This is a genomic window from Streptomyces sp. NPDC052036, from assembly GCF_040680495.1.
GTDB lineage: Bacteria > Actinomycetota > Actinomycetes > Streptomycetales > Streptomycetaceae > Streptomyces.
Genome location: NZ_JBFAWW010000012.1, coordinates 134,667 through 155,918 on the forward strand (window position 1 = coordinate 134,667; position 21,252 = coordinate 155,918).

25 protein-coding genes and 1 pseudogene are annotated in these 21,252 nt (G+C 70.1%); 23 read left to right on the top strand and 3 right to left on the bottom strand.

What is annotated here, in order from left to right:
- The first annotated feature begins 199 nt into the window (after positions 1-199).
- The 17 genes from AB0L95_RS18885 (at position 200) to AB0L95_RS18965 (ending at position 13,327) form a co-directional block, all read left to right on the top strand.
- Positions 200-796 (top strand): hypothetical protein, encoded by a 597-nt coding sequence (locus tag AB0L95_RS18885; RefSeq protein WP_361659136.1) that lies wholly within the window; start codon positions 200-202, stop codon positions 794-796.
- A gap of 315 nt (positions 797-1,111) precedes the next feature.
- Complete coding sequence (gene rpsP / locus AB0L95_RS18890; protein WP_365162803.1) at positions 1,112-1,540, top strand: 30S ribosomal protein S16; 429 nt, start codon at positions 1,112-1,114, stop codon at positions 1,538-1,540.
- Positions 1,541-1,542: 2 nt separating this feature from the next.
- Entirely contained in the window at positions 1,543-1,782 is a 240-nt protein-coding gene (locus AB0L95_RS18895; protein WP_327353152.1) for an RNA-binding protein, read from the top strand.
- A gap of 82 nt (positions 1,783-1,864) precedes the next feature.
- Positions 1,865-2,407: a ribosome maturation factor RimM gene (gene rimM / locus AB0L95_RS18900; protein ID WP_365162804.1), complete on the top strand. Its 543-nt coding sequence runs from the start codon at positions 1,865-1,867 to the stop codon at positions 2,405-2,407.
- Positions 2,407-3,240: a tRNA (guanosine(37)-N1)-methyltransferase TrmD gene (trmD, locus tag AB0L95_RS18905; RefSeq protein ID WP_365162866.1), complete on the top strand. Its 834-nt coding sequence runs from the start codon at positions 2,407-2,409 to the stop codon at positions 3,238-3,240. Before rimM ends, trmD begins: the two co-directional genes overlap by 1 nt.
- Before the next feature lie 137 nt (positions 3,241-3,377).
- Entirely contained in the window at positions 3,378-3,728 is a 351-nt protein-coding gene (gene rplS / locus AB0L95_RS18910; RefSeq protein ID WP_311694945.1) for a 50S ribosomal protein L19, read from the top strand.
- A 45-nt stretch (positions 3,729-3,773) separates the two neighbouring features.
- The gene (gene lepB / locus AB0L95_RS18915) at positions 3,774-4,514 is read left to right on the top strand and encodes a signal peptidase I (protein ID WP_365162805.1); all 741 of its coding nucleotides are present in this window, start codon (positions 3,774-3,776) and stop codon (positions 4,512-4,514) included.
- The gene (gene lepB, locus AB0L95_RS18920) at positions 4,507-5,595 is read left to right on the top strand and encodes a signal peptidase I (protein ID WP_365162806.1); all 1,089 of its coding nucleotides are present in this window, start codon (positions 4,507-4,509) and stop codon (positions 5,593-5,595) included. The genes lepB (AB0L95_RS18915) and lepB (AB0L95_RS18920) overlap by 8 nt, the downstream gene beginning before the upstream one ends.
- The gene (lepB, locus tag AB0L95_RS18925) at positions 5,480-6,442 is read left to right on the top strand and encodes a signal peptidase I (RefSeq protein ID WP_365162807.1); all 963 of its coding nucleotides are present in this window, start codon (positions 5,480-5,482) and stop codon (positions 6,440-6,442) included. Before lepB (AB0L95_RS18920) ends, lepB (AB0L95_RS18925) begins: the two co-directional genes overlap by 116 nt.
- Positions 6,443-6,520: 78 nt before the next feature.
- On the top strand, positions 6,521-7,267 hold the full coding sequence (gene lepB / locus AB0L95_RS18930; protein WP_365162808.1) for a signal peptidase I: 747 nt from the start codon (positions 6,521-6,523) through the stop codon (positions 7,265-7,267).
- A gap of 94 nt (positions 7,268-7,361) precedes the next feature.
- On the top strand, positions 7,362-7,829 hold the full coding sequence (locus AB0L95_RS18935; protein WP_365162867.1) for an NUDIX hydrolase: 468 nt from the start codon (positions 7,362-7,364) through the stop codon (positions 7,827-7,829).
- A 56-nt stretch (positions 7,830-7,885) separates the two neighbouring features.
- Positions 7,886-8,194 carry a DUF2469 domain-containing protein gene (locus tag AB0L95_RS18940; protein ID WP_008745401.1) on the top strand — a complete coding sequence of 103 codons (309 nt, stop codon included), beginning with the start codon at positions 7,886-7,888 and terminating at the stop codon, positions 8,192-8,194.
- 88 nt (positions 8,195-8,282) lie between these two features.
- Positions 8,283-8,684 carry a YraN family protein gene (locus tag AB0L95_RS18945; protein WP_365162809.1) on the top strand — a complete coding sequence of 134 codons (402 nt, stop codon included), beginning with the start codon at positions 8,283-8,285 and terminating at the stop codon, positions 8,682-8,684.
- The gene (locus AB0L95_RS18950) at positions 8,684-10,309 is read left to right on the top strand and encodes a YifB family Mg chelatase-like AAA ATPase (RefSeq protein WP_365162810.1); all 1,626 of its coding nucleotides are present in this window, start codon (positions 8,684-8,686) and stop codon (positions 10,307-10,309) included. The genes AB0L95_RS18945 and AB0L95_RS18950 overlap by 1 nt, the downstream gene beginning before the upstream one ends.
- Positions 10,306-11,466 carry a DNA-processing protein DprA gene (gene dprA / locus AB0L95_RS18955; RefSeq protein ID WP_365162811.1) on the top strand — a complete coding sequence of 387 codons (1,161 nt, stop codon included), beginning with the start codon at positions 10,306-10,308 and terminating at the stop codon, positions 11,464-11,466. The genes AB0L95_RS18950 and dprA overlap by 4 nt, the downstream gene beginning before the upstream one ends.
- 270 nt (positions 11,467-11,736) lie before the next feature.
- Complete coding sequence (gene whiG / locus AB0L95_RS18960) at positions 11,737-12,579, top strand: RNA polymerase sigma factor WhiG (RefSeq protein WP_365162812.1); 843 nt, start codon at positions 11,737-11,739, stop codon at positions 12,577-12,579.
- Between the two features lie 184 nt (positions 12,580-12,763).
- On the top strand, positions 12,764-13,327 hold the full coding sequence (locus tag AB0L95_RS18965; RefSeq protein ID WP_365162868.1) for a helix-turn-helix domain-containing protein: 564 nt from the start codon (positions 12,764-12,766) through the stop codon (positions 13,325-13,327).
- Between the two features lie 62 nt (positions 13,328-13,389).
- Here the strand turns inward: AB0L95_RS18965 and AB0L95_RS18970 are convergent, their stop codons facing one another.
- Complete coding sequence (locus tag AB0L95_RS18970; RefSeq protein WP_365162813.1) at positions 13,390-13,998, bottom strand: M23 family metallopeptidase; 609 nt, start codon at positions 13,996-13,998, stop codon at positions 13,390-13,392.
- Positions 13,999-14,412: 414 nt separating this feature from the next.
- On the opposite strand from AB0L95_RS18970, the gene rpsB reads away from it, so the two are divergent.
- From rpsB to AB0L95_RS18995, 5 genes are all read left to right on the top strand, one after another.
- A complete protein-coding gene (gene rpsB, locus AB0L95_RS18975; RefSeq protein ID WP_365162814.1) occupies positions 14,413-15,324 on the top strand; it encodes a 30S ribosomal protein S2 in 912 nt (303 codons plus the stop codon).
- A 169-nt stretch (positions 15,325-15,493) separates the two neighbouring features.
- A complete protein-coding gene (gene tsf / locus AB0L95_RS18980; protein ID WP_365162815.1) occupies positions 15,494-16,330 on the top strand; it encodes a translation elongation factor Ts in 837 nt (278 codons plus the stop codon).
- Between the two features lie 203 nt (positions 16,331-16,533).
- A complete protein-coding gene (pyrH, locus tag AB0L95_RS18985) occupies positions 16,534-17,292 on the top strand; it encodes a UMP kinase (RefSeq protein ID WP_365162816.1) in 759 nt (252 codons plus the stop codon).
- A gap of 167 nt (positions 17,293-17,459) precedes the next feature.
- Positions 17,460-18,017, top strand: a complete 558-nt coding sequence (gene frr, locus AB0L95_RS18990) for a ribosome recycling factor (protein ID WP_059129097.1) — start codon at positions 17,460-17,462, stop codon at positions 18,015-18,017.
- Entirely contained in the window at positions 18,017-19,141 is a 1,125-nt protein-coding gene (locus AB0L95_RS18995; RefSeq protein WP_365162817.1) for a phosphatidate cytidylyltransferase, read from the top strand. The genes frr and AB0L95_RS18995 overlap by 1 nt, the downstream gene beginning before the upstream one ends.
- Before the next feature lie 370 nt (positions 19,142-19,511).
- Here the strand turns inward: AB0L95_RS18995 and AB0L95_RS19000 are convergent.
- Positions 19,512-19,700, bottom strand: a pseudogene (locus AB0L95_RS19000) (site-specific integrase); the annotation flags it as partial.
- Positions 19,701-19,717: 17 nt separating this feature from the next.
- Entirely contained in the window at positions 19,718-19,945 is a 228-nt protein-coding gene (locus tag AB0L95_RS19005) for a hypothetical protein (protein WP_365162818.1), read from the bottom strand.
- Between the two features lie 172 nt (positions 19,946-20,117).
- Between AB0L95_RS19005 and rlmN the strand changes: the two genes are divergently transcribed.
- Positions 20,118-21,224, top strand: a complete 1,107-nt coding sequence (gene rlmN / locus AB0L95_RS19010) for a 23S rRNA (adenine(2503)-C(2))-methyltransferase RlmN (protein ID WP_365162819.1) — start codon at positions 20,118-20,120, stop codon at positions 21,222-21,224.
- Positions 21,225-21,252 lie beyond the last annotated feature (28 nt).

Below are 21,252 nucleotides of genomic sequence, written 5' to 3' on the forward strand. Positions count from 1 at the left end.
GCCCCGGCGCGCGGAGTTCGTCTACGCGCCGGGTCGTACGCGTTACTACGCACCGGCTTGGTAGGAGCTGTGAGACTTCTGGGCAGATCAGCGCACCCGCCCTCGTCAGGACGCATCAGTCGCAACTGACGGGTACGTGCAAATTATTTGGGATGCCCCGGAATAGGAACACGGGAGCCCTGAGGCTCGTTCTCATTACGTGAGCACGACACCACCTGTTCTCGCCGCAGAGCTGGCACAGGCGTGGGCCGACATTCAACGGCACCACCCTGAACTGCCGGATCTAGCCGCGCCGGAGTCCCTGATCGGAGAGTCGTCGTCCGCCTGCGGACACGAACTCTCATTCGAGCGACTGCTTCATGAAGCAGTCCACGGCATCGCTGCCGCCCGCGGAGTACGCGACACCTCCCGGGCCGGCCGCTACCACAACCGCAGATTCCTCGCGATCGCCGAGGAGCTGGGCCTCGACCACCCCGAGGAGCCGCACCCGAGCAGCGGCTTCTCGCTGGTGACGCTCAGCCCCGAGGCGAAGCGGCGCTACCGCCCGACCATGGAGCGGCTCCAGCGCGCGCTGAAGGCCCACTCGGCGGCGACAGCCGCGGACACCGCCCGCACCTTCCGGGGCCCGGCCGCACGGCACGGATCCTCCGGAGGGGGTGTCCGGGTCAAGGCGGTCTGCGACTGCGGCCGCAATGTCCGCGTCGTGCCGTCGGTGCTGGCCCAGGCCCCGATCATGTGCGGCGGCTGCGGCAAGCCGTTCCGCATCCCCGAACCGGTGGGGGCGGCGGCGAGCTGATCGGACGGCTGCTCGTGGCAGCCGTGCTCGGCTCCGTCCGCGGTTGACGACGGCACCCGATTGAGCGCCGGGCGGCGTGATCCACGCCCGGGGGACCCCGGCGCCGGGTGCCCCTTCGGCATGCCCGGACGCAAGGCCCCGGCCCCTCGGCTCAGGACGACCCGCGAGGTGTGGCACAATGGCTAGCTGTACTCGACAGTCGCATAGGACCCCTCTCTCCTCCGGCTGACGCGTCCATCGGGCCACTCGGGTACCGCAACCCCACGCGGCATCTCGTAGTGCCCAACCACGTCAAATCCAGGAGAACCCACTCCCGTGGCAGTCAAGATCAAGCTGAAGCGTCTGGGCAAGATCCGTTCGCCTCACTACCGCATCGTCGTCGCCGACTCCCGTACCCGCCGTGACGGCCGGGCCATCGAAGAGATCGGCAAGTACCACCCGACGTACAACCCGTCGGTCATCGAGGTCGACGCCGAGCGCGTGGCGTACTGGCTCGGTGTCGGCGCCCAGCCGACCGAGCCCGTGCTCGCCATCCTGAAGAAGACCGGCGACTGGCAGAAGTTCAAGGGCGAGCCCGCCCCGGCGCCGCTGCTGGTGGCCCAGCCCAAGGCCGCCCGTCCGTCGTTCGAGGCGCTCAGCGGCGAGGACGAGGGCAAGGGTGAGGCGATCACCCAGAAGAAGAAGGCTGAGAAGAAGGACGAGGCCGCGGCCGAGTCCGCTTCGGCCGAGTCGACCGAGGCCTGAGCATGCTCGAGGAGGCTCTCGAGCACCTCGTGAAGGGCATCGTCGACAACCCTGACGATGTGCAGGTTGCCTCGCGCACCCTGCGTCGCGGGCGAGTGCTCGAGGTCCGGGTCCACCCGGACGACCTCGGCAAGGTGATCGGCCGCAACGGCCGCACCGCACGCGCCCTCCGCACCGTCGTGGGCGCCATCGGCGGCCGTGGTGTCCGCGTCGACCTCGTCGACGTGGACCAAGTCCGCTGAACGCAACACAGCACCGGCACGGGCCGGGGAGGGCCATGGGCCGTCCCCGGCCCGTGGTCGTCATGACAGGAGATCTTCACAAGTGCAGCTGGTAGTCGCACGGATCGGCCGCGCCCACGGCATCAAGGGCGAGGTCACCGTGGAGGTACGTACCGACGAGCCGGAACTGCGGCTCGCACCCGGCGCCGTGCTCGCCACCGATCCCGCCTCAACGGGGCCGCTCACCATCGCAACCGGCCGGGTGCACAGCGGCAAGCTGCTCCTGCGGTTCGAAGGCGTGAGCGACCGCACCGCCGCCGAGGCCCTCCGCAACACCCTCCTGATCGCCGAGGTCGACCCCGACGAGGTCCCCGAGGACGAGGACGAGTACTACGACCACCAGCTGATCGACCTCGACGTCGTCACCAAGGACGGCGTCGAGGTGGGCCGCATCACCGAGATCGCGCACCTGCCCTCGCAGGACCTGTTCGTCGTGGAGCGCGCCGACGGCACCGAGGTGATGATCCCGTTCGTCGAGGACATCGTCACCGAGATCGACCTCCAGGAGCAGCGGGCGGTCATCGACCCGCCGCCGGGGCTGATCGACGACAGGGCCGAGATCGCGTCCTCGCGAGACGAGGCATGATGCGACTCGACGTCGTCACCATCTTCCCCGAGTACCTGGAGCCGCTGAACGTCTCCCTCGTCGGCAAGGCACGCGCGCGTGGACAGCTCGACGTGCATCTGCACGACCTGCGGTCCTGGACGTACGACCGGCACAACACCGTCGACGACACCCCCTACGGCGGCGGCCCCGGCATGGTCATGAAGACCGAACCCTGGGGCGACGCACTGGACTCCGTCCTCGTCGACGGCTACGAGTCCGGCTCCGGCGCCCCGGCACTGATCGTCCCGACCCCCAGCGGCCGCCCCTTCACCCAGAAGCTCGCCGTCGAACTGTCCGAACGCCCCTGGCTGATCTTCACCCCCGCCCGCTACGAGGGCATCGACCGCCGCGTCATCGACGAGTACGCCACCCGGACACCCGTGTACGAGGTGTCCATCGGCGACTACGTCCTCGCCGGCGGCGAGGCGGCCGTCCTCGTCATCACGGAAGCGGTGGCCCGGCTGCTGCCCGGGGTCCTCGGGAACGCCGAGTCCCACCGCGACGACTCCTTCGCGCCCGGCGCGATGGCCAACCTCCTGGAAGGCCCCGTCTACACCAAGCCGCCGGCCTGGCGTGGACGCGAGATCCCGGAGGTGCTGCTCAGCGGCCACCACGGCAGGATCGCCCGCTGGCGCCGGGACGAGGCCCTCCGACGCACCACGGCCAATCGGCCCGATCTGATCGAGCACTGCGAGCCCGCCGCCTTCGACAAGAAGGACCGCGAGATGCTCTCCATCCTGGGCTGGGCACCGGACCCGGAGGGCGCGCCGCACGGCCGATTTTGGCGCAGGACCGAGGGCGTGGAAGAATAGGCCGCTGTTGTCCGAGGTCCGGCGCGCGCCCCTGCCACAGGGGGACACGACGCCCGCCCCGACCCGGTCGGCGACTCTCTTACCCAAAAACTACGTACCGTTCATGACCTGTGGCATGGGCGAAGAAAGCAGACGAAATGTCTCACCTGCTCGACTCCGTCGACTCCGCGTCGCTGCGCAGCGACCTTCCGGCCTTCCGCCCCGGTGACACCGTGAACGTCCACGTCCGCGTCATCGAGGGCAACCGCTCCCGTGTGCAGCAGTTCAAGGGCGTCGTGATCCGCCGCCAGGGCTCCGGCGTGCGCGAGACCTTCACGGTCCGCAAGGTCTCCTTCTCCGTCGGCGTCGAGCGCACCTTCCCGGTGCACACCCCGATCGTCGAGAAGATCGAGCTCGTCACCAAGGGTGACGTGCGCCGCGCCAAGCTGTACTACCTGCGCGAGCTGCGCGGCAAGGCGGCGAAGATCAAGGAGAAGCGCGAGAACTGAGCGCCTCCCGGGGTCCACAGCGGGGCCGGATAGCATCTGGCCCCGATGGACACCGAAGCACAGCACACGGAGCGCGACCGCTCCTCCCGCCCAGCCGACTCCGAGGAGACCTCGGACGCCCCGGGCGCGGAGGAACGGTCGCGCTTCGCGTTGGTGTCCCGCATCGCCGACCGGCTGCCCGGAGGACGGATCACCCTGACCGTCCTGGTCTGTCTGGTCTTCCTGCTCGGTCTCGGCACCTGGGGCATACAGCCCTTTGACATCCCGAGCGGTTCCATGGAACCCGGATTGAGGGTTGGGGACCGCGTGCTCGTAAATAAGTTGGCGTACCGTTTCGGATCGAAACCAGAGCGGGGAGACGTCGTCGTGTTCGACGGCACCGGGTACTTCGGGAGCGCCGACTACGTAAAACGGGTAGTCGGTGTGGGGGGAGACCATGTGGTCTGCTGCGACAGGGAGGGGAGGCTCGAGGTGAACGGCCGTTCGGTCGACGAGTCGTCGTTTCTGTACCCGAGGAACAGCCCGTCCGACGTCCCCTTCGACGTCGTCGTGCCCGCCGGCACGCTCTTCGTGCTCGGCGACCACCGCAGCGACTCCAGCGACTCCCGCGACCACCTGGGCTCGCCGGGCGGCGGCATGATCCCGCTCGGGGCCGTGATCGGCAGGGCCGACTGGGTGATCCGGCCCTCCGTGGACCTCCGGCGCCTGTCCCGCCCCGGCGCCTACGCGCGCGTGCCGGTCGCGGCGGCGAGCGCGCCCGGGATGGCGGACGGCGCCCATGGGTAACCGCGGCAAACCGCGCGGCCTGCCGTCCGACACCGTCGCGCAGAATCTCCTGCCCACCGGCGCACGGCGCACCGCCGTCGCCGGCCCCTCCGGGCGCAGCCGCGCCGAACGGCGCAAGCTGCAGCGCAAGGTCAAACGCAAGCGGAGGCGTTCCGCGGTCAAGGAGATACCCCTCCTCGTCGGCGTCGCCGTCCTCATAGCCCTGGTCCTGAAGACCTTCCTGGTGCAGGCCTTCGTGATCCCGTCGGGCTCCATGGAGAACACGATCCAGGTCGGCGACCGCGTCCTCGTGGACAAGTTCACCCCGTGGTTCGGCTCCAAGCCGCAGCGCGGCGACGTCGTCGTCTTCCAGGACCCCGGCGACTGGCTCGCGGGCGAGAAGACGACCAAGAAGCACGACCCGGTCGTCGTCAAGCAGGTCAAGGAGGGGCTCACCTGGATCGGTCTGCTGCCCTCCGACAACGACAAGGACCTCATCAAGCGGGTCGTCGCGGTCGGCGGGGACACCGTCAAGTGCTGCGACACCCAGGGACGCGTCACGGTCAACGGGATGCCCCTGAACGAGCCGTACATTCACCCGGGAAACAAACCTTCGGACTTCTCCTTCCAGGTGACCGTGCCCCCGGGTCGGCTGTGGGTCATGGGAGATCACCGGGCCAACTCGGCCGACTCGCGCTATCACCGGACAGAGGCGTACAGCGGTACCGTTTCCGAGAAGTCCGTCGTCGGCCGTGCCATGGTCATCGCCTGGCCCGTCGGGCACTGGACGCGTCTGAGAGAGCCAGACACTTACGCGTCCGTGCCGAGCGGGTCGGCCACCGCGCTCGGTCCGTCGCATAGGGTGGCCTCCGCGGATCGATACGGATTGATCCCCCTCCCGAGCCCTGCGGAACTCCCGCTCGTTATGGGAGTGGTGGGCCTGCGCCGACTGAGGCGTCGGCGGCGGTACGGAGTGAGGAGTGGATGTGGGGGATTTGGCGGTCGGCGCACGGTCCGGACACGAAGGTCCAGAAGAGAGGCCGCGGCGCTCCGACGACTCGGCCGCCCCGGCCGCGGACGACCTCCCCGGCTCCGGCAGTGACCCCTCGAGCGGCGGCAGTGGCGGCGCACACGGCAGCGACGGGCAGACCCCCCGCGCGCCGAAGCAGCGCTCCTTCTGGAAGGAACTCCCGCTCCTCATCGGTATCGCGCTGGTCCTCGCGCTGCTGATCAAGACGTTCCTGGTGCAGGCGTTCTCGATTCCGTCGGACTCGATGCAGAACACCCTCCAGCAGGGCGACCGCGTCCTCGTGGACAAGCTGACCCCGTGGTTCGGCTCCGAGCCCTCGCGCGGCGAGGTCGTCGTCTTCCACGACCCGGACAACTGGCTGGCCGGTGAGCCCACCGCCAGCCCGAACGCCCTGCAGACGGCCCTGAGCTGGATCGGTCTGATGCCCTCCGCGGAGGAGAAGGACCTCATCAAGCGGGTGATCGGTGTCGCGGGCGACACGATCGAGTGCCGGAACACCGGCCCCCTGCTGGTCAACGGCAAGGCGCTCAACGAGCCCTATGTGTACCCGGGCAACACCCCCTGCAGCGTCGACGACCAGGGCGGCCAGTTCAAGGTCACGGTTCCCCCGGGCAAAATCTGGGTCATGGGCGACCACCGCCAGAACTCGCTGGACTCCCGCTACCACCAGCAGGACAGGTACCAGGGCTTCGTGCCGGTGGGGAGCGTCGTGGGCCGCGCGATCGTGGTCGCCTGGCCGCCCACCCGCTGGAACACGCTGCCGGTCCCGGACACCTTCGAGCAGGGGCTCGGCGTGACGGCTCCGGCCGCCCTCGGCCTGACGGGCGCGCTCCCGCTGGTCCTGTGGCGCCGACGCCGCATCACCGTGCGGCTTACCGCAGGAAACCCTCGGGTTCCCGGCAGCGGTACCGCCGGGTAGGGTGCCGTCCCAGATCGCCGATCTTCCGCGGCCCCGGGCGGCTGCGAGGGTCGAATCTCCGAACCGGGGAGCACTGGGATGAGCGGGACTGGTCGTATGGAAGAGGGCCGCGGACGGCTCGGCAGCACGCTGTCGGGACTGGCCGTGGCCCTCGGCTGTGTGCTCTTCGTCGGCGGGTTCGCCTGGGGCGCCTTCGTCTACAAGCCCTACACCGTGCCCACCGACTCCATGTCGCCCACCATCGCCGCCGGTGACCGGGTCCTCGCCCAGCGCGTGGACGCCGCGGACATCAAACGCGGCGACGTCGTCGTCTTCCGGCAGAAGAGCTGGGGCAACATGCCCATCGTCAAGCGGGTCGTGGCGGTCGGCGGCGACACCGTCGCCTGCTGCACCGACGGCAAGCTCACCGTCGACGGCAAGCAGATCCACGAGACGTACCTCGCCAAGGGGCAGGCCGCCGAGCTCAAGCAGATCCCCACGATCACCGTCCCGAAGAACCGGCTGTTCCTCCTCGGCGACGAACGCCAGGGCTCACTGGACTCCACGGCCCACCTGACGGAGGCCTTCAGCGGCACGGTGCCGCGTGGCTCCGTGGACGCCCGGGTGGACGCCGTGGCATGGCCCATGAACGGCATGCTCGCCCGCCCGACAGGCTTCGAGGAACTCGGCCCGATCTCCTCGCCGGGACCCCTGCGGCTGATCCTCGGCGCGATCGTGGCGGGCGCGGTCCTGGTCATGGCGGGCGGGGCCTACGGGCCGATCGCCCAGCGCGCGGCCCGCAGGCGGAGCAACGCCCTGCGGACGGAGCCGGCCGGTGCCCGCTGAGGCGCCGCCCTCCCTCCCCTCCCCGGACGAGCGGAACGCGCCGCACGCCGACGCGGGCGGGGCGGGGGAGTGGGACGAGGCCCGGTCGCGGAAGGTGGCCCGGGTGGTGCTCCTCGACCCCACGGACCGCATCCTGCTGCTCCACGGACATGAGCCGGACGATCCGGCCGACGACTGGTGGTTCACGCCCGGAGGCGGCGTGGAGGGCGACGAGAGCCGTGAGCAGGCGGCGTTGCGCGAGCTGGCCGAGGAGACCGGCATCACGGACGTCGAGCTCGGCCCGGTGCTCTGGCAGCGCAGGTGCTCCTTCCCGTTCGCGGGCCGCCGCTGGAACCAGGACGAGTGGTACTACCTGGCCCGTACGACCCAGACCGTCACGGCCGCGCAGGCCCTGACCGAACTGGAAAAGCGCAGCGTCGCCGGAGCACGGTGGTGGACGTGCCGGGAACTGGCCGAGTCGCATGAGACGGTGTATCCGACGAGACTCGCCGAGCTGCTCCGCAGGCTGCTCGACGAAGGTCCCCCGGCCGGTCCCGAAGTCCTCGACACCGAAATCGTCTAGGGGCTCACGGGACTGGCGCACAATGGTGGGACCGCACGGCTGAAGGGGAACATGCCATGAGCGCCGAGGACCTCGAGAAGTACGAGACCGAGATGGAGCTGAAGCTCTACCGGGAGTACCGCGATGTCGTCGGTCTGTTCAAATACGTGATCGAGACCGAGCGGCGCTTCTACCTCACCAACGACTACGAGATGCAGGTGCACTCAGTTCAGGGCGAGGTGTTTTTCGAGGTGTCCATGGCCGACGCCTGGGTCTGGGACATGTACCGGCCCGCACGCTTCGTGAAGCAGGTACGCGTCCTCACGTTCAAGGATGTGAACATCGAGGAGCTGAACAAGACCGACCTGGAACTGCCCGGCGGGTGAGCGACAGCACCTCCTCACCCGCCCGGGTGACGGAGTTGTCCACAACCGCCGGTCTGTCCACCAAGATCCACAGTGAAAAGCCTGATGCGTGACGGTTGGCGCCGGAGGTGGTGCCGACATGAACACACAACAGGCACGCAGTGCCCTGGGCAGGTACGGAGAAGAACTGGCCGCCCGACGACTGTCCGCGGCCGGCATGACGGTCCTGGAGCGCAACTGGCGCTGTGGCCGCACCGGTGAGATCGACATCGTCGCCAGGGACGGCGACGTGCTGGTGGTCTGCGAGGTGAAGACCCGCCGCGGCGGCTCCTTCGAACACCCCATGGCAGCCGTCACCCCGGCGAAAGCGGACCGCCTGCGCGGCCTCGCCGAACGCTGGATCCAGGGCCACGGCGGCGCACCACCCGGCGGGGTCCGCGTCGACGTCGTCGGCGTCCTCCTGCCCGACCGCGGCGCCCCCGTGGTCGAGCACGCACAGGGGGTGGCGTGATGGGCTTCGCGCGTACCTGCTCCGTGGCGCTGGTCGGCGTCGAGGGCGTCGTCGTCGAGGTACAGGCCGACCTCGAACCCGGCGTCGCGGCCTTCACCCTCGTAGGCCTCCCCGACAAGAGCCTCACAGAGAGCCGGGACCGGGTCCGGGCGGCCGTGGTGAACTCCGGCGCGACCTGGCCGTCCAAGAAACTCACCGTCGGGCTCAGCCCGGCATCGGTGCCGAAAGCCGGCAGCGGATTCGACCTCGCCGTCGCCTGCGCCGTGCTCGGCGCCGCGGAACGCATCGACCCACGCGTGCTCGCCGACATCGTGATGATCGGCGAACTGGGCCTGGACGGACGCATCCGCCCCGTGCGAGGCATCCTGCCCGCCGTACTGGCCGCCGCGGACGCCGGATACGAACAGGTGGTGGTCCCCGAGTGCGCGGCCGCCGAGGCCTCCCTCGTCCCCGGCGTGTCCGTGCTCGGCGTCCGCACCCTGCGCCAGCTGATCGCCCTCCTCGCCGACGAACCCGTACCCGAGGAGGAGCCGGACGAACAGGGCCGCCCCGACCCACTCCTCGCCGGTCTGCGCGTACCGGGCACCGGCGCCGCCACCGGCATGCACAGCATCGGCGCCGCACAGCACGACCAGGACCACGACCTCGCCGACGTCGTGGGCCAACTCGCGGCCCGCACCGCCGTGGAGGTCGCCGCGGCAGGCGGACACCACCTCTTTCTCGAAGGACCACCCGGCGCAGGGAAGACCATGCTGGCCGAGCGGCTGCCCGCCGTCCTGCCGAAACTCACCCGACAGGAATCACTGGAAGTCACGGCGGTGCACTCGGTGGCCGGACTGCTCCCCATGGGCAAACCCCTCATCGACACCGCCCCCTACTGCGCCCCGCACCACTCCGCCACCATGCAGGCACTCGTCGGCGGCGGCCCCGGCATCGCCCGCCCCGGCGCCGTCTCGCTCTCCCACCGAGGCATCCTCTTCCTCGACGAGACACCCGAGTTCAGCGGCCACGCCCTCGACGCGCTCCGCCAACCGCTGGAGGCCGGACACGTCGTCATCGCACGCAGCGCGGGAGTCGTGCGCTTCCCGGCGAAGTTCCTGATGGTCCTCGCGGCCAACCCCTGCCCCTGTGGCCGCTTCTCCTTGCGCGACACCCAGTGCGAGTGCCCACCCTCCGCGATCCGCCGCTACCAGGCCCGGCTCTCCGGTCCGCTCCTGGACCGGGTCGACCTCCGCGTCGAGGTGGACCCCGTCACCCGCACCGAACTCACCGGCCGCGGTGCCGGCGGCGCATCCACCGCGACAGTCGCCGGCCGGGTGCGCGAGGCCCGGGAGAGGGCGGCGGCACGACTGGCGGGCACCCCCTGGCGGACCAACAGCGAAGTACCGGGCCGAGAACTGCGCAACCGCTGGCAGCCCGCCGGCGGCGCCATGGACGAGCCCGAGCGCAGCCTGGAACGCGGCGTGCTGACGGCCCGGGGACTGGACCGCGTGCTGCGCGTCGCCTGGACCGTCGCGGACCTAGCGGGCCACGCCCGGCCCGACGCCACGGACGTCGCACTGGCGCTGCAACTGCGCACCGGGGTGCCGCGAGGCGTGCCCCTGACCATCGGGACACCCGCATGAGCACAGACGGCCCCCCGGACCCCGAACACCTCACCCGGATCTTCCTCACCCGGGTCGTCGAACCCGGGGACGAGACCGCCGGACGCTGGTTGCGGGAGTACGGCGTCGAGGAGGTGGCCCGGCGGCTCCGAGGCGCAGGGGCACGGCTGCCAGGGGTGTCGGACAAACGCTGGGCCGGGCTGCTCGCGCGGGCCGCACGAGCCGAACCGGAGCGCGACCGGGCCGCCGCCCGTGCGGCCGGGGTGCGGTTCCTGTACCCCGGCGGCGCCGAATGGCCGGCACAGCTCGACGATCTCGGCGACGCCCGGCCCATCGGGCTGTGGGTACGCGGACAGCCCGGCCTGCGGCTGTGGGCCCTGCGATCCGTCGCGATCGTCGGCGCCCGCGCCTGCACCGAATACGGCGCCCATATGGCAGCCACCCTCTCCGCAGGCCTCGCGGAGCGCGGCTGGGTCGTGGTGTCGGGCGGCGCCTACGGCATCGACGGCGCAGCACACCGCGGAGCGCTCGCAGCCGCGGGCGCCACCGTCGCCGTACTCGCCTGCGGAGTCGACCAGCCCTATCCGCGCGGCCACGCCGGCCTCATCACCAGGATCGCCGAGCAAGGCCTCGTCATCGGGGAACTGCCGCCCGGAGAGCATCCCACACCCAGCAGATTCCTCGTGCGCAACCGGGTCATCGCGGCGCTCACACGCGGCACCGTGGTCGTCGAGGCCGCCCACCGCAGCGGCTCGCTGGTCACGGCACGCGCGGCGCAGCGGCTGGGCCGCTTCACCATGGGGGTGCCGGGACCGGCCACCAGCGCACTGTCCGCGGGAGTCCACGAACTGCTGCGCGGCGAGGCGGTGCTGGTCACGGACGCCGCCGACATCGTCGAACTCGTAGGCGACATCGGGCAGCTGGCGCCGACCCGGCGCGGCCCGGTGCTCCCCCGCGACCTCCTGGAACCGGCCGCCCGGCGCGTCCTCGCAGCGCTCCCCGGGTCCGGTCCGGCGTCGGCGGACGAGGTCGCACGCGGCGCGCAGACCACCCAGGACGACGCGGTCGGGAGACTGTACGAACTCCGATCACTTGGATTCGTCGAACGACACGGCGATGGCTGGAAGTTGACACGCCAGGCGGTGACGTCGGTCCGACAAGATCACGGTCAGTGTTGACCGAGCGTGTTCGGCCGTCCGGGCGACCCTCGACGCCCTTGGCAATTCCACCAGTTGACCCTTTCCAGCGATCACACAGGGCGACGGCTGCGGCTGCGGCCGGGGTCCCACCGGACCCGTTCGCGCACGGGTGATGCCTCGCCCTTCGCACACTGCGACACCGCAGTCACGCTACGCTCACGAGGATCCCGAGTCAGAAGGCACCTCGACATCAGACCGACAGCTCACCCAGCCATCCCCAGCCCACGGCAGAACGGCACAAGGCGACGAATGCCCCAGCACACCTCCGGGCCCGACCGGGCGGCGCATCCCCCAGCCGCCCGTGACGGCGGCAGCGTGCGCCCGCCCGCTCCCTCGACGCTCGACGAGCTGTGGCGGACGTACAAGGAGACGGGGGACGACCGGTTGCGGGAGCAGCTGATCCTGCACTACTCGCCGTTGGTGAAGTACGTGGCGGGACGGGTGAGCGTGGGCCTGCCGGCCAATGTGGAGCAGGCGGACTTCGTGTCCTCCGGGGTCTTCGGGCTGATCGACGCGATCGAGAAGTTCGACATCGACCGGGAGATCAAGTTCGAGACGTACGCGATCACACGGATCCGCGGCGCGATGATCGACGAACTGCGGGCGCTGGACTGGATCCCCCGCTCGGTGCGACAGAAGGCGCGCAGCGTGGAGCGGGCCTACGCCACCCTGGAGGCGCGGCTGCGACGCACCCCCTCCGAGGGGGAGGTGGCCGCCGAGATGGGCATCGGCGTCGAGGAACTGCACGCCGTCTTCAGCCAGCTGTCGCTGGCGAACGTGGTGGCCCTCGAAGAACTGCTGCACGTCGGCGGCGAGGGCGGCAACCGCCTCAGCCTGATGGACACCCTGGAGGACACCGCCGCGGACAATCCCGTGGAGGTGGCCGAGGACCGGGAGCTGAGACGGTTCCTCGCACGGGCGATCAACACGCTGCCCGAACGGGAGAAGACCGTGGTGACGCTCTACTACTACGAGGGACTCACGCTCGCCGAGATCGGCAATGTGCTCGGTGTGACCGAGAGCCGGGTCAGCCAGATCCACACGAAGTCCGTCCTCCAGCTACGGGCCAAGCTGGCCGGCTTCGGACGCTGACGCACGGCGCCGGCCCGGCGGCCACGGGCTTCCGGCCTCTGTGGTGCGCGCCGGGCGCGCGCAGCCCGGCACCGGCCTACGGAGCACGAGCGGCCCAGGCGAGCGGCGCGCACAGGTGAGTGGCTCCCGCGGGAGGCGCTGCGTCCGTACAGTGGTTGACGTGCCAAGGATTCGAGCGGCCTCTGTGGCCGAGCACCGGTCGATGCAGCGAGCCGCCCTGCTGGACGCGGCACGATCCCTCCTGTCCGAGGGCGGTACGGAAGCCCTGACGTTCCCGGCCCTCGCCGAGCGGACGGGCCTCGCGCGCTCCTCCGTGTACGAGTACTTCCGCTCCCGCGCCGCTGTCGTCGAAGAACTGTGCGCCGTCGACTTCCCCGTCTGGGCGGCGGAGGTCGAGGCGGCCATGGCCGCGGCGGACGGCCCCGAGGCGAAGATCGAGGCGTATGTGCGGCAACAGCTGGCGCTGGTCGGGGACCGGCGCCACCGCGCCGTGGTCGCGATCTCGGCGAGCGAACTCGACGCCGGGGCACGCGAGAAGATCCGCGCCGCGCACGGCGGGCTCGTGACGATGATCGCCGAAACGCTCGGCGCGATGGGACACCACGAGCCCCGGCTCACGGCGATGCTGCTCCAGGGCGTGGTCGACGCGGCGGTACGGCGCATCGAACTGGGCGCCGCGGAGGACCCGGCCGCCATCACGGAGGCGGCGGTGGCGATGGCCCTGCGGGGCGTCCGAGGCCGAGCCTGATCCCGGGGGCCCCTCCCTCCCCCGCCCCCTCCCCCCACCCCCAGCAGCCCCCAAGCCCCCGCCTACGGCAAACGCACCCCCTCCACCCGCAGCAGCCGCGACGGCCCCGCGTGCAGCAGCCACGGTGGCAGCAGGGAGAGCGGATTCAGATACGTCTCCCCGCTGCGCAGCCCCCAGTGCAGGCACGGTCCCGCGCAGTGGGCGGTCGGTGGTTCCAGCACGCCCAGCACCTGGCCTGCCCGGACCGTGTCACCCTCGTGCACCGATGCCCGTACCGGCTCGTAGGTCGTCCGCAACGGTGGCGTGCCCGTGCCCGCCAGCTCCACGGAGAGCACGGGCCGGCTCGCGACCCGTCCCGCGAAGACGACCCGCCCGGTTGTCACCGCCCGCACCGGGTCACCCGGAGCCGCCGCCAGATCCACGCCCCGGTGCCCCGGCCCGTAGGGCGTCGCCGGCGGCTCCCAGCCCCGTAGAACCAGTGGGCGAACACCCACGGGCCACAGCCGCGCGACGGCCGGCACCCCCGGGCCGGGGTCCCACGTGCGTGCCGCCCCGGCCCCCGGCGTCTCCGCCGCGACCGCACCCGGCATGCCCGCCGTCACCGCCCCCGGCGTCCCCACCGCGACCGAACCCGGCGCGCCTGCCGCCCCCGCACCCGGCGTCTGTGCCATGGCCGTATCCGCGCGGCCCGATGCCCCCGCCCACGCCACGGAGGGGGGTGGGCCCGCTCGTGCGACAGGGGTCGCCACGCCCGCCGCCACCAGCAGTGGCAGGGCCGCGGGCCACCGTCGCGCATGTCGTTCTGCTCGCATGGGAGTACCGTCCCGCACGGCGGGCGATCATGGCTGGGATCTGTGGACAACCGGCTGGTTGTGGACAGCGGCGTCACCCGCCGCTCCGCCGGTCCCGTACACTTCTTGTGGCGATCCGGGTCACCGGGTCGACTTCGCACGCCCCGACATCAGGCCATCACCGGGCCGGTGTCAGCGCTCCTCGGTCCTTTGTGGCACGGCGCATCGCGGGCGTCAGGCGCGAGTGCCATCCGGCACCCGCGGCACAACCGAGAAAACTCAAGGAGAACGGCCATGGCCGTCGTCACGATGCGGGAGCTGCTGGAGAGCGGCGTCCACTTCGGTCACCAGACCCGTCGCTGGAACCCGAAGATGAAGCGCTTCATCTTCACCGAGCGCAACGGCATCTACATCATCGACCTGCTCCAGTCGCTGTCGTACATCGACCGCGCCTTCGAGTTCGTCAAGGAGACCGTCGCCCACGGCGGCACGGTCATGTTCGTCGGCACGAAGAAGCAGGCGCAGGAGGCCATCGCCGAGCAGGCCACCCGCGTCGGCATGCCGTACGTGAACCAGCGCTGGCTGGGCGGCATGCTCACCAACTTCTCGACCGTCTACAAGCGTCTGCAGCGCCTCAAGGAGCTTGAGCAGATCGACTTCGAGGACGTCGCCGCCTCTGGTCTGACCAAGAAGGAACTCCTGGTCCTCTCCCGTGAGAAGGCCAAGCTGGAGAAGACCCTCGGCGGTATCCGCGAGATGCAGAAGGTGCCGAGCGCCGTCTGGATCGTGGACACCAAGAAGGAGCACATCGCGGTCGGCGAGGCCCGCAAGCTCAACATCCCGGTCGTCGCCATCCTCGACACCAACTGCGACCCCGACGAGGTCGACTACAAGATCCCGGGCAACGACGACGCGATCCGCTCCGTCACCCTGCTCACCCGTGTGATCGCCGACGCCGTCGCCGAGGGCCTCATCTCCCGTTCCGGCGTCGCCGCCGAGGGCAAGGGCGAGAAGGCCGCGGGCGAGCCGCTCGCCGAGTGGGAGCGTGACCTGCTCGAGGGCGAGAAGAAGGCCGAGACCGAGGAGGCCGCCCCGGCCGAGGCCGTTGCCGCTGAGGCTCCGGCTGCCGAGGCTGCTGCCGTCGAGGCTCCGGCTGTCGAGGCGCCGGCCGCTGAGGCCCCGGCCGCCGAGGGCGAGCAGGCCTGACCGCAGGGCCGTTCGGCTGATGTGAGGGCGGGTGGCGCCGATCGCGCCACCCGCCGTTCACCCGCAGCCCTTAGATCTTCGTAGCCCGTAGATCTTTGGCGGTCGCCCGTACGACCCGTGGCGGCCGTCGACTTCGAGACTTCGAACTCCGAGAAGAGATTCACAGATCATGGCGAACTACACCGCCGCCGACGTCAAGAAGCTCCGTGAGCTGACCGGCGCCGGCATGATGGACTGCAAGAAGGCGCTGGACGAGGCCGAGGGCAACGTCGAGAAGGCCGTCGAGGCGCTCCGCATCAAGGGCCAGAAGGGCGTCGCCAAGCGCGAGGGCCGCTCCGCCGAGAACGGCGCCGTGGTCTCCATCATCGCCGACGACAACTCCTCCGGTGTCCTGGTCGAGCTGAAGTGCGAGACCGACTTCGTCGCCAAGAGCGAGAAGTTCCAGGCCGTCGCCCAGACGATCGCCGAGCACGTCGCCAAGACCTCCCCGGCCGACCTCGAGGCCCTGCTCGGCTCCGAGATCGAGCCCGGCAAGACCGTCCAGGCGTTCGTGGACGAGGCCAACGCCAACCTCGGCGAGAAGATCGTCCTGGACCGCTTCGCGCAGTTCTCCGACGGTTTCGTCACGGCCTACATGCACCGCACGATGCCCGACCTGCCGCCGCAGATCGGTGTCCTCGTCGAGCTGGACAAGCCGAACGCCGAGGTCGCCAAGGGCGTCGCCCAGCACATCGCCGCCTTCGCGCCGAAGTTCCTCTCCCAGGAGGAGATCCCGGCCGAGGTCGTCGAGTCCGAGCGTCGTATCGCCGAGGAGACCACGCGCGCCGAGGGCAAGCCCGAGGCCGCGATCGCCAAGATCGTCGAGGGTCGTCTGAACGGCTTCTTCAAGGACGCCACGCTGCTCGGCCAGCCGTACGCGCTGGACAACAAGAAGTCCGTCCAGAAGGTTCTGGACGAGGCGGGTGTCACCCTGAAGCGCTTCACCCGCATCAAGGTCGGCATCTGAGTCCGTACCGCGATCGACAGAGGACCCGGATAGGGTCGGAAGTCGAAAGCAGTCGTCCGCGTCAGGCGCGTGTGCCGTCCCGCACGCGCGCGTGACGGACGCAGATATGACGAGGAGGCCATTGCCGCGTATGGGATGCGAAACACACCCCATCGGCAATGGCCTTCTTCGTATGTGCAACACGTGAAAGAGGCGGGATCTCAATGACCACCAAGCCCGAGAAGAGCGACGACGGCAAAGTACGCGGCCGGTTTCTGCTGAAACTGTCCGGAGAGGCGTTCTCCGGCGGCACCGGACTCGGCGTCGACCCGGACGTGGTGCATGCCATCGCCCGTGAGATCGCGGCTGTGGTGCGCGACGGATCCCAGATCGCCGTCGTGATCGGCGGCGGCAACTTCTTCCGCGGCGCCGAACTCCAGCAGCGCGGCATGGACCGGGCCCGCTCCGACTACATGGGCATGCTCGGCACGGTCATGAACTGCCTCGCCCTCCAGGACTTCCTGGAGAAGGAGGGCATCGACTCGCGCGTGCAGACCGCCATCACCATGGGCCAGGTCGCCGAGCCGTACATCCCGCTGCGTGCCGTGCGTCATCTGGAGAAGGGCCGCGTGGTCATCTTCGGCGCCGGTATGGGCATGCCGTACTTCTCGACCGACACGACCGCCGCCCAGCGTGCCCTGGAGATCGACGCCGAGGCCCTGCTCATGGGCAAGAACGGTGTGGACGGGGTCTACGACTCCGATCCGAAGACCAACCCCGAGGCCGTCAAGTTCGACTCGCTCAGCTACGGGGAGGTCATCACCCGCGACCTCAAGGTCGCCGACATGACCGCCATCACGCTGTGCCGGGACAACAAGCTGCCCATCCTGGTCTTCGAGCTGCTGGCGGAGGGCAATATCGCCCGGGCCGTCAAGGGTGAGAAGATCGGCACACTCGTGGGAGACCAAGGCAGCCGGGGCTGACCGGACACCGACCGGGGCGGGGCGCCCGTCCGGGCGGTGAACCCTGACCGGGGGATGGACAATGACCTGCCGGTCAGGAACCGTGCAGGAAAGAAGACGCGACGCAGCCGGCCGCGGACCGACGAGTGACAGCTGCCGGGCCTACTCAAGACACGCAGGAGCAAGTGGTGATCGAAGAGACCCTCCTCGAGGCCGAGGAGAAAATGGAGAAGGCCGTCGTGGTCGCCAAGGAGGACTTCGCCGCGATCCGCACCGGTCGTGCGCACCCGGCGATGTTCAACAAGATCGTGGCCGACTACTACGGCGCACCGACGCCGATCAACCAGCTGGCCTCGTTCTCGGTGCCGGAGCCGCGCATGGCCGTGGTGACGCCGTTCGACAAGAGCGCGCTGCGCAACATCGAGCAGGCGATCCGCGACTCCGACCTGGGCGTCAACCCGAGCAACGACGGCAACATCATCCGCGTGGTGTTCCCCGAGCTCACCGAGGAGCGGCGCCGCGAGTACATCAAGGTCGCCAAGGGCAAGGGCGAGGACGCCAAGGTCGCGATCCGCTCCGTGCGCCGCAAGGCCAAGGACGCCATCGACAAGCTCGTCAAGGACGGCGAGGTCGGCGAGGACGAGGGCCGCCGTGCGGAGAAGGAGCTCGACGACACCACCGCGAAGTACGTCGCGCAGGTGGACGAGCTGCTCAAGCACAAGGAAGCGGAGCTCCTCGAGGTCTGATGAACGACTCTTCCTGGGGGGCGCCGCCACAGGCCGGGTACTGGGGGCCCGACGACGCGGGTTCGGCCCGGCGGACCGGCCCGGCGGGTCCCTCGTACGATGCGCATGACGCCCAGCAGACTCGCCCCATGCCCATCGTGCCCGACGTGCCCGCACAAGGCGGAGACCAGGATGACGACCGGGGGGCCGCTCGGCTGAGCGGCCCCTTGTTCCGCGACGACACGCCGCAGGCGCCGTCCCACTGGGCGGCCTCGCAGAATCCGGAGCCCATGCCCGACGCCCAGCAGCCGGCGCCCGCGCCGCAGAAGAAGAGCGCGGGCCGCGACCTGGGCGCGGCCATAGGGGTCGGGGTCGGACTCGGCGTCGTGATCGTCGTGTCGTTGTTCATCGTCAAGGCCGTGTTCGTCGGTGTCGTCGCGGTCGCCGTCGTGGTGGGCCTGTGGGAGCTGACGAAGCGGCTGGAGGAGCGCAAGGGCATCAAGGCGCCCCTCGTGCCGCTCGCGGTCGGCGGTGCGGCGATGGTCGTGGCCGGGTATGTGCGGGGCGCCGAGGGTGCCTGGGTGGCGATGGCACTCACCGCGCTCGCGGTCCTGGTCTGGCGTATGACGGAACCACCGGACGGCTATCTCAAGGACGTCACGGCGGGTGTCTTCGCGGCGTTCTACGTGCCGTTCCTGGCCACGTTCGTCACCATGATGCTGGCGGCCGACGACGGTCCGCAGCGCGTTCTGACCTTCCTGCTGCTGACGGTCGTCAGCGACACGGGCGCCTACGCGGTCGGCTGGCGGTTCGGCAGCCACAAGCTCGCTCCGCGCATCAGCCCCGGAAAGACCCGGGAGGGTCTCGTCGGAGCGGTGACGTTCGCCATGGGGGCGGGCGCGCTGTGCATGCAGTATCTGATCGACGGCGGCTCGTGGTGGGAGGGCCTGCTGCTGGGTCTCGCCGTCGCCGCCAGCGCCACGCTGGGCGATCTCGGCGAGTCCATGATCAAGCGTGATCTGGGCATCAAGGACATGGGCACGCTGCTGCCGGGCCACGGCGGCATCATGGACCGGCTCGACTCCCTGCTGCCCACCGCTCCGGTGGTCTGGCTGCTGCTCGTGCTCTTCGTCGGCAGCGGCTGAGGAATCGTCTCCCCGCGCCATTGCCACGCGATCCGCACGCTGAGGGGCCCGCCGACCACAGGACGGCGGGCCCCTCAGCACGCGCCGCCCACGCTCCCAGGAATCCGGTCACCGCGGTCGGGCCCCCGGGCCACCCGATTGAGTCTGCGCCACTGGTAAGGCCATGCCTAAGCCCGGAGAGCCGGCGGTGACCGGGCAGCAATAAGCCCCCTACCAGCGTGTTCGGCGCGGATAGGGGGCATGGTGTGGGTCACTGGGCCGTCTCGGGCCGTCAGGCTCGCGCGGGGCCGAGAGAAGCACACGATCCACGGCCTTCCTCGTACGCTCCTGGCTCGACGGCATCAGGTGCGCGTACACCCGCAGCGTCAACCTGCTCGGCGGCCGGCGGGCGGACCGACTTCGCGGAGCACGGGTTGCGGGGCGACAGCCCGTCGTCAACCGCCGCACTGAGCACCGCCCGCACGTCACCGTAGATGTTCCGCGCACAGCCGCCGCTCACGGCCGGGTCGTTCTCCAGCGCGCTCACCAGGCCCCGGATGTGCTCCGGCCGGAACGAATCCGCACGGGACAAGCTGCTCATGCGAACGGTGACAAGCCCTTGCTTTCCAGGTGAGCGAGCAACGAGTCAAGACATGCGTCTGCCGTGGCCAGGTCTGCACGAAAGAACGAGTCCTCACCAAGTGGCCCACCACTGACGATGATCATCCATGCCTTCCTGTGCTCAGCCATGCGATCACCGTCGACCTTGAACACGGTCGTGACTCCGCGCTCGGCCAGCCACCCCATCAGCTCGAGCATGTCCATGCGCACCCCCTCCGGGGAGATCATCCCATTCACGCGAGTGCGCGCTCTCGGGCCGTCCCTGGGCCGTCCGAAGCCGCTCAGTGACGACCGGCGACGACTACTACTCGTAACGGCAGTCGTGGCGAGCTGCGCCCGCAGGTCACCCGATTGGATCTGCGACACTGGTTGAGCCATGCCTAAGCCCGGAGAACTCACTTTCGTCGCGCCGCGCGGAGCCAAGACCCCGCCGCGGCACCTTGCCGACCTCACGCCCGCCGAGCGCAAGGAGGCGGTCGCCGCGATCGGCGAGAAGCCGTTCCGCGCCAAGCAGCTCTCGCAGCACTACTTCGCGCGGTACTCGCACGACCCGGAGCAGTGGACCGACATCCCCGCCGGTTCGCGCGCCAGGCTCCAGGAGACGCTGCTCCCGGAGCTGATGACGGTCGTACGGCATCTGTCGACCGACCAGGACACCACCCGCAAGACCCTGTGGCGGCTCTTCGACGGGACGCTCGTGGAGTCCGTGCTGATGCGCTACCCCGACCGGGTCACCATGTGCATCAGCTCCCAGGCGGGCTGCGGTATGAACTGCCCCTTCTGCGCCACCGGTCAGGCGGGCCTCGACCGCAATCTGTCCACCGCGGAGATCGTGCACCAGATCGTGGACGGCATGCGGGCGCTGCGCGACGGTGAGATCCCCGGCGGCCCGGCGCGGCTGTCCAACATCGTCTTCATGGGCATGGGCGAGCCCCTCGCCAACTACAAGCGCGTCGTCGGCGCCATCCGCGCCCTCACCGACCCCGCGCCGGACGGGCTCGGGCTGTCGCAGCGCGGGATCACCGTGTCGACCGTAGGCCTGGTGCCGGCCATCCACCGCTTCGCCGACGAGGGCTTCAAGTGCCGTCTCGCGATCTCGCTGCACGCGCCGGACGACGAGCTGCGGGACACCCTCGTGCCCGTCAACACGCGGTGGAAGGTGCGTGAGGTCCTCGACGCCGGGTTCGAGTACGCCGAGAGGTCCGGGCGCCGGCTGTCCATCGAGTACGCCCTGATCCGGGACATCAACGACCAGGCGTGGCGCGGTGACCGGCTCGGCCGGCTGCTCAAGGGCAGGCCCGTCCACGTCAATCTGATCCCGCTCAACCCGACGCCCGGGTCCAAGTGGACCGCGTCACGGCCCGAGGACGAGAAGGCGTTCGTCGAGGCGATCGCCGCCCATGGGGTGCCGGTGACCGTCCGGGACACCCGGGGCCAGGAGATCGACGGAGCGTGTGGTCAGCTCGCGGCCACCGAGCGGTAGTCTGATGGCCGTCCGTATCTCATGGTCC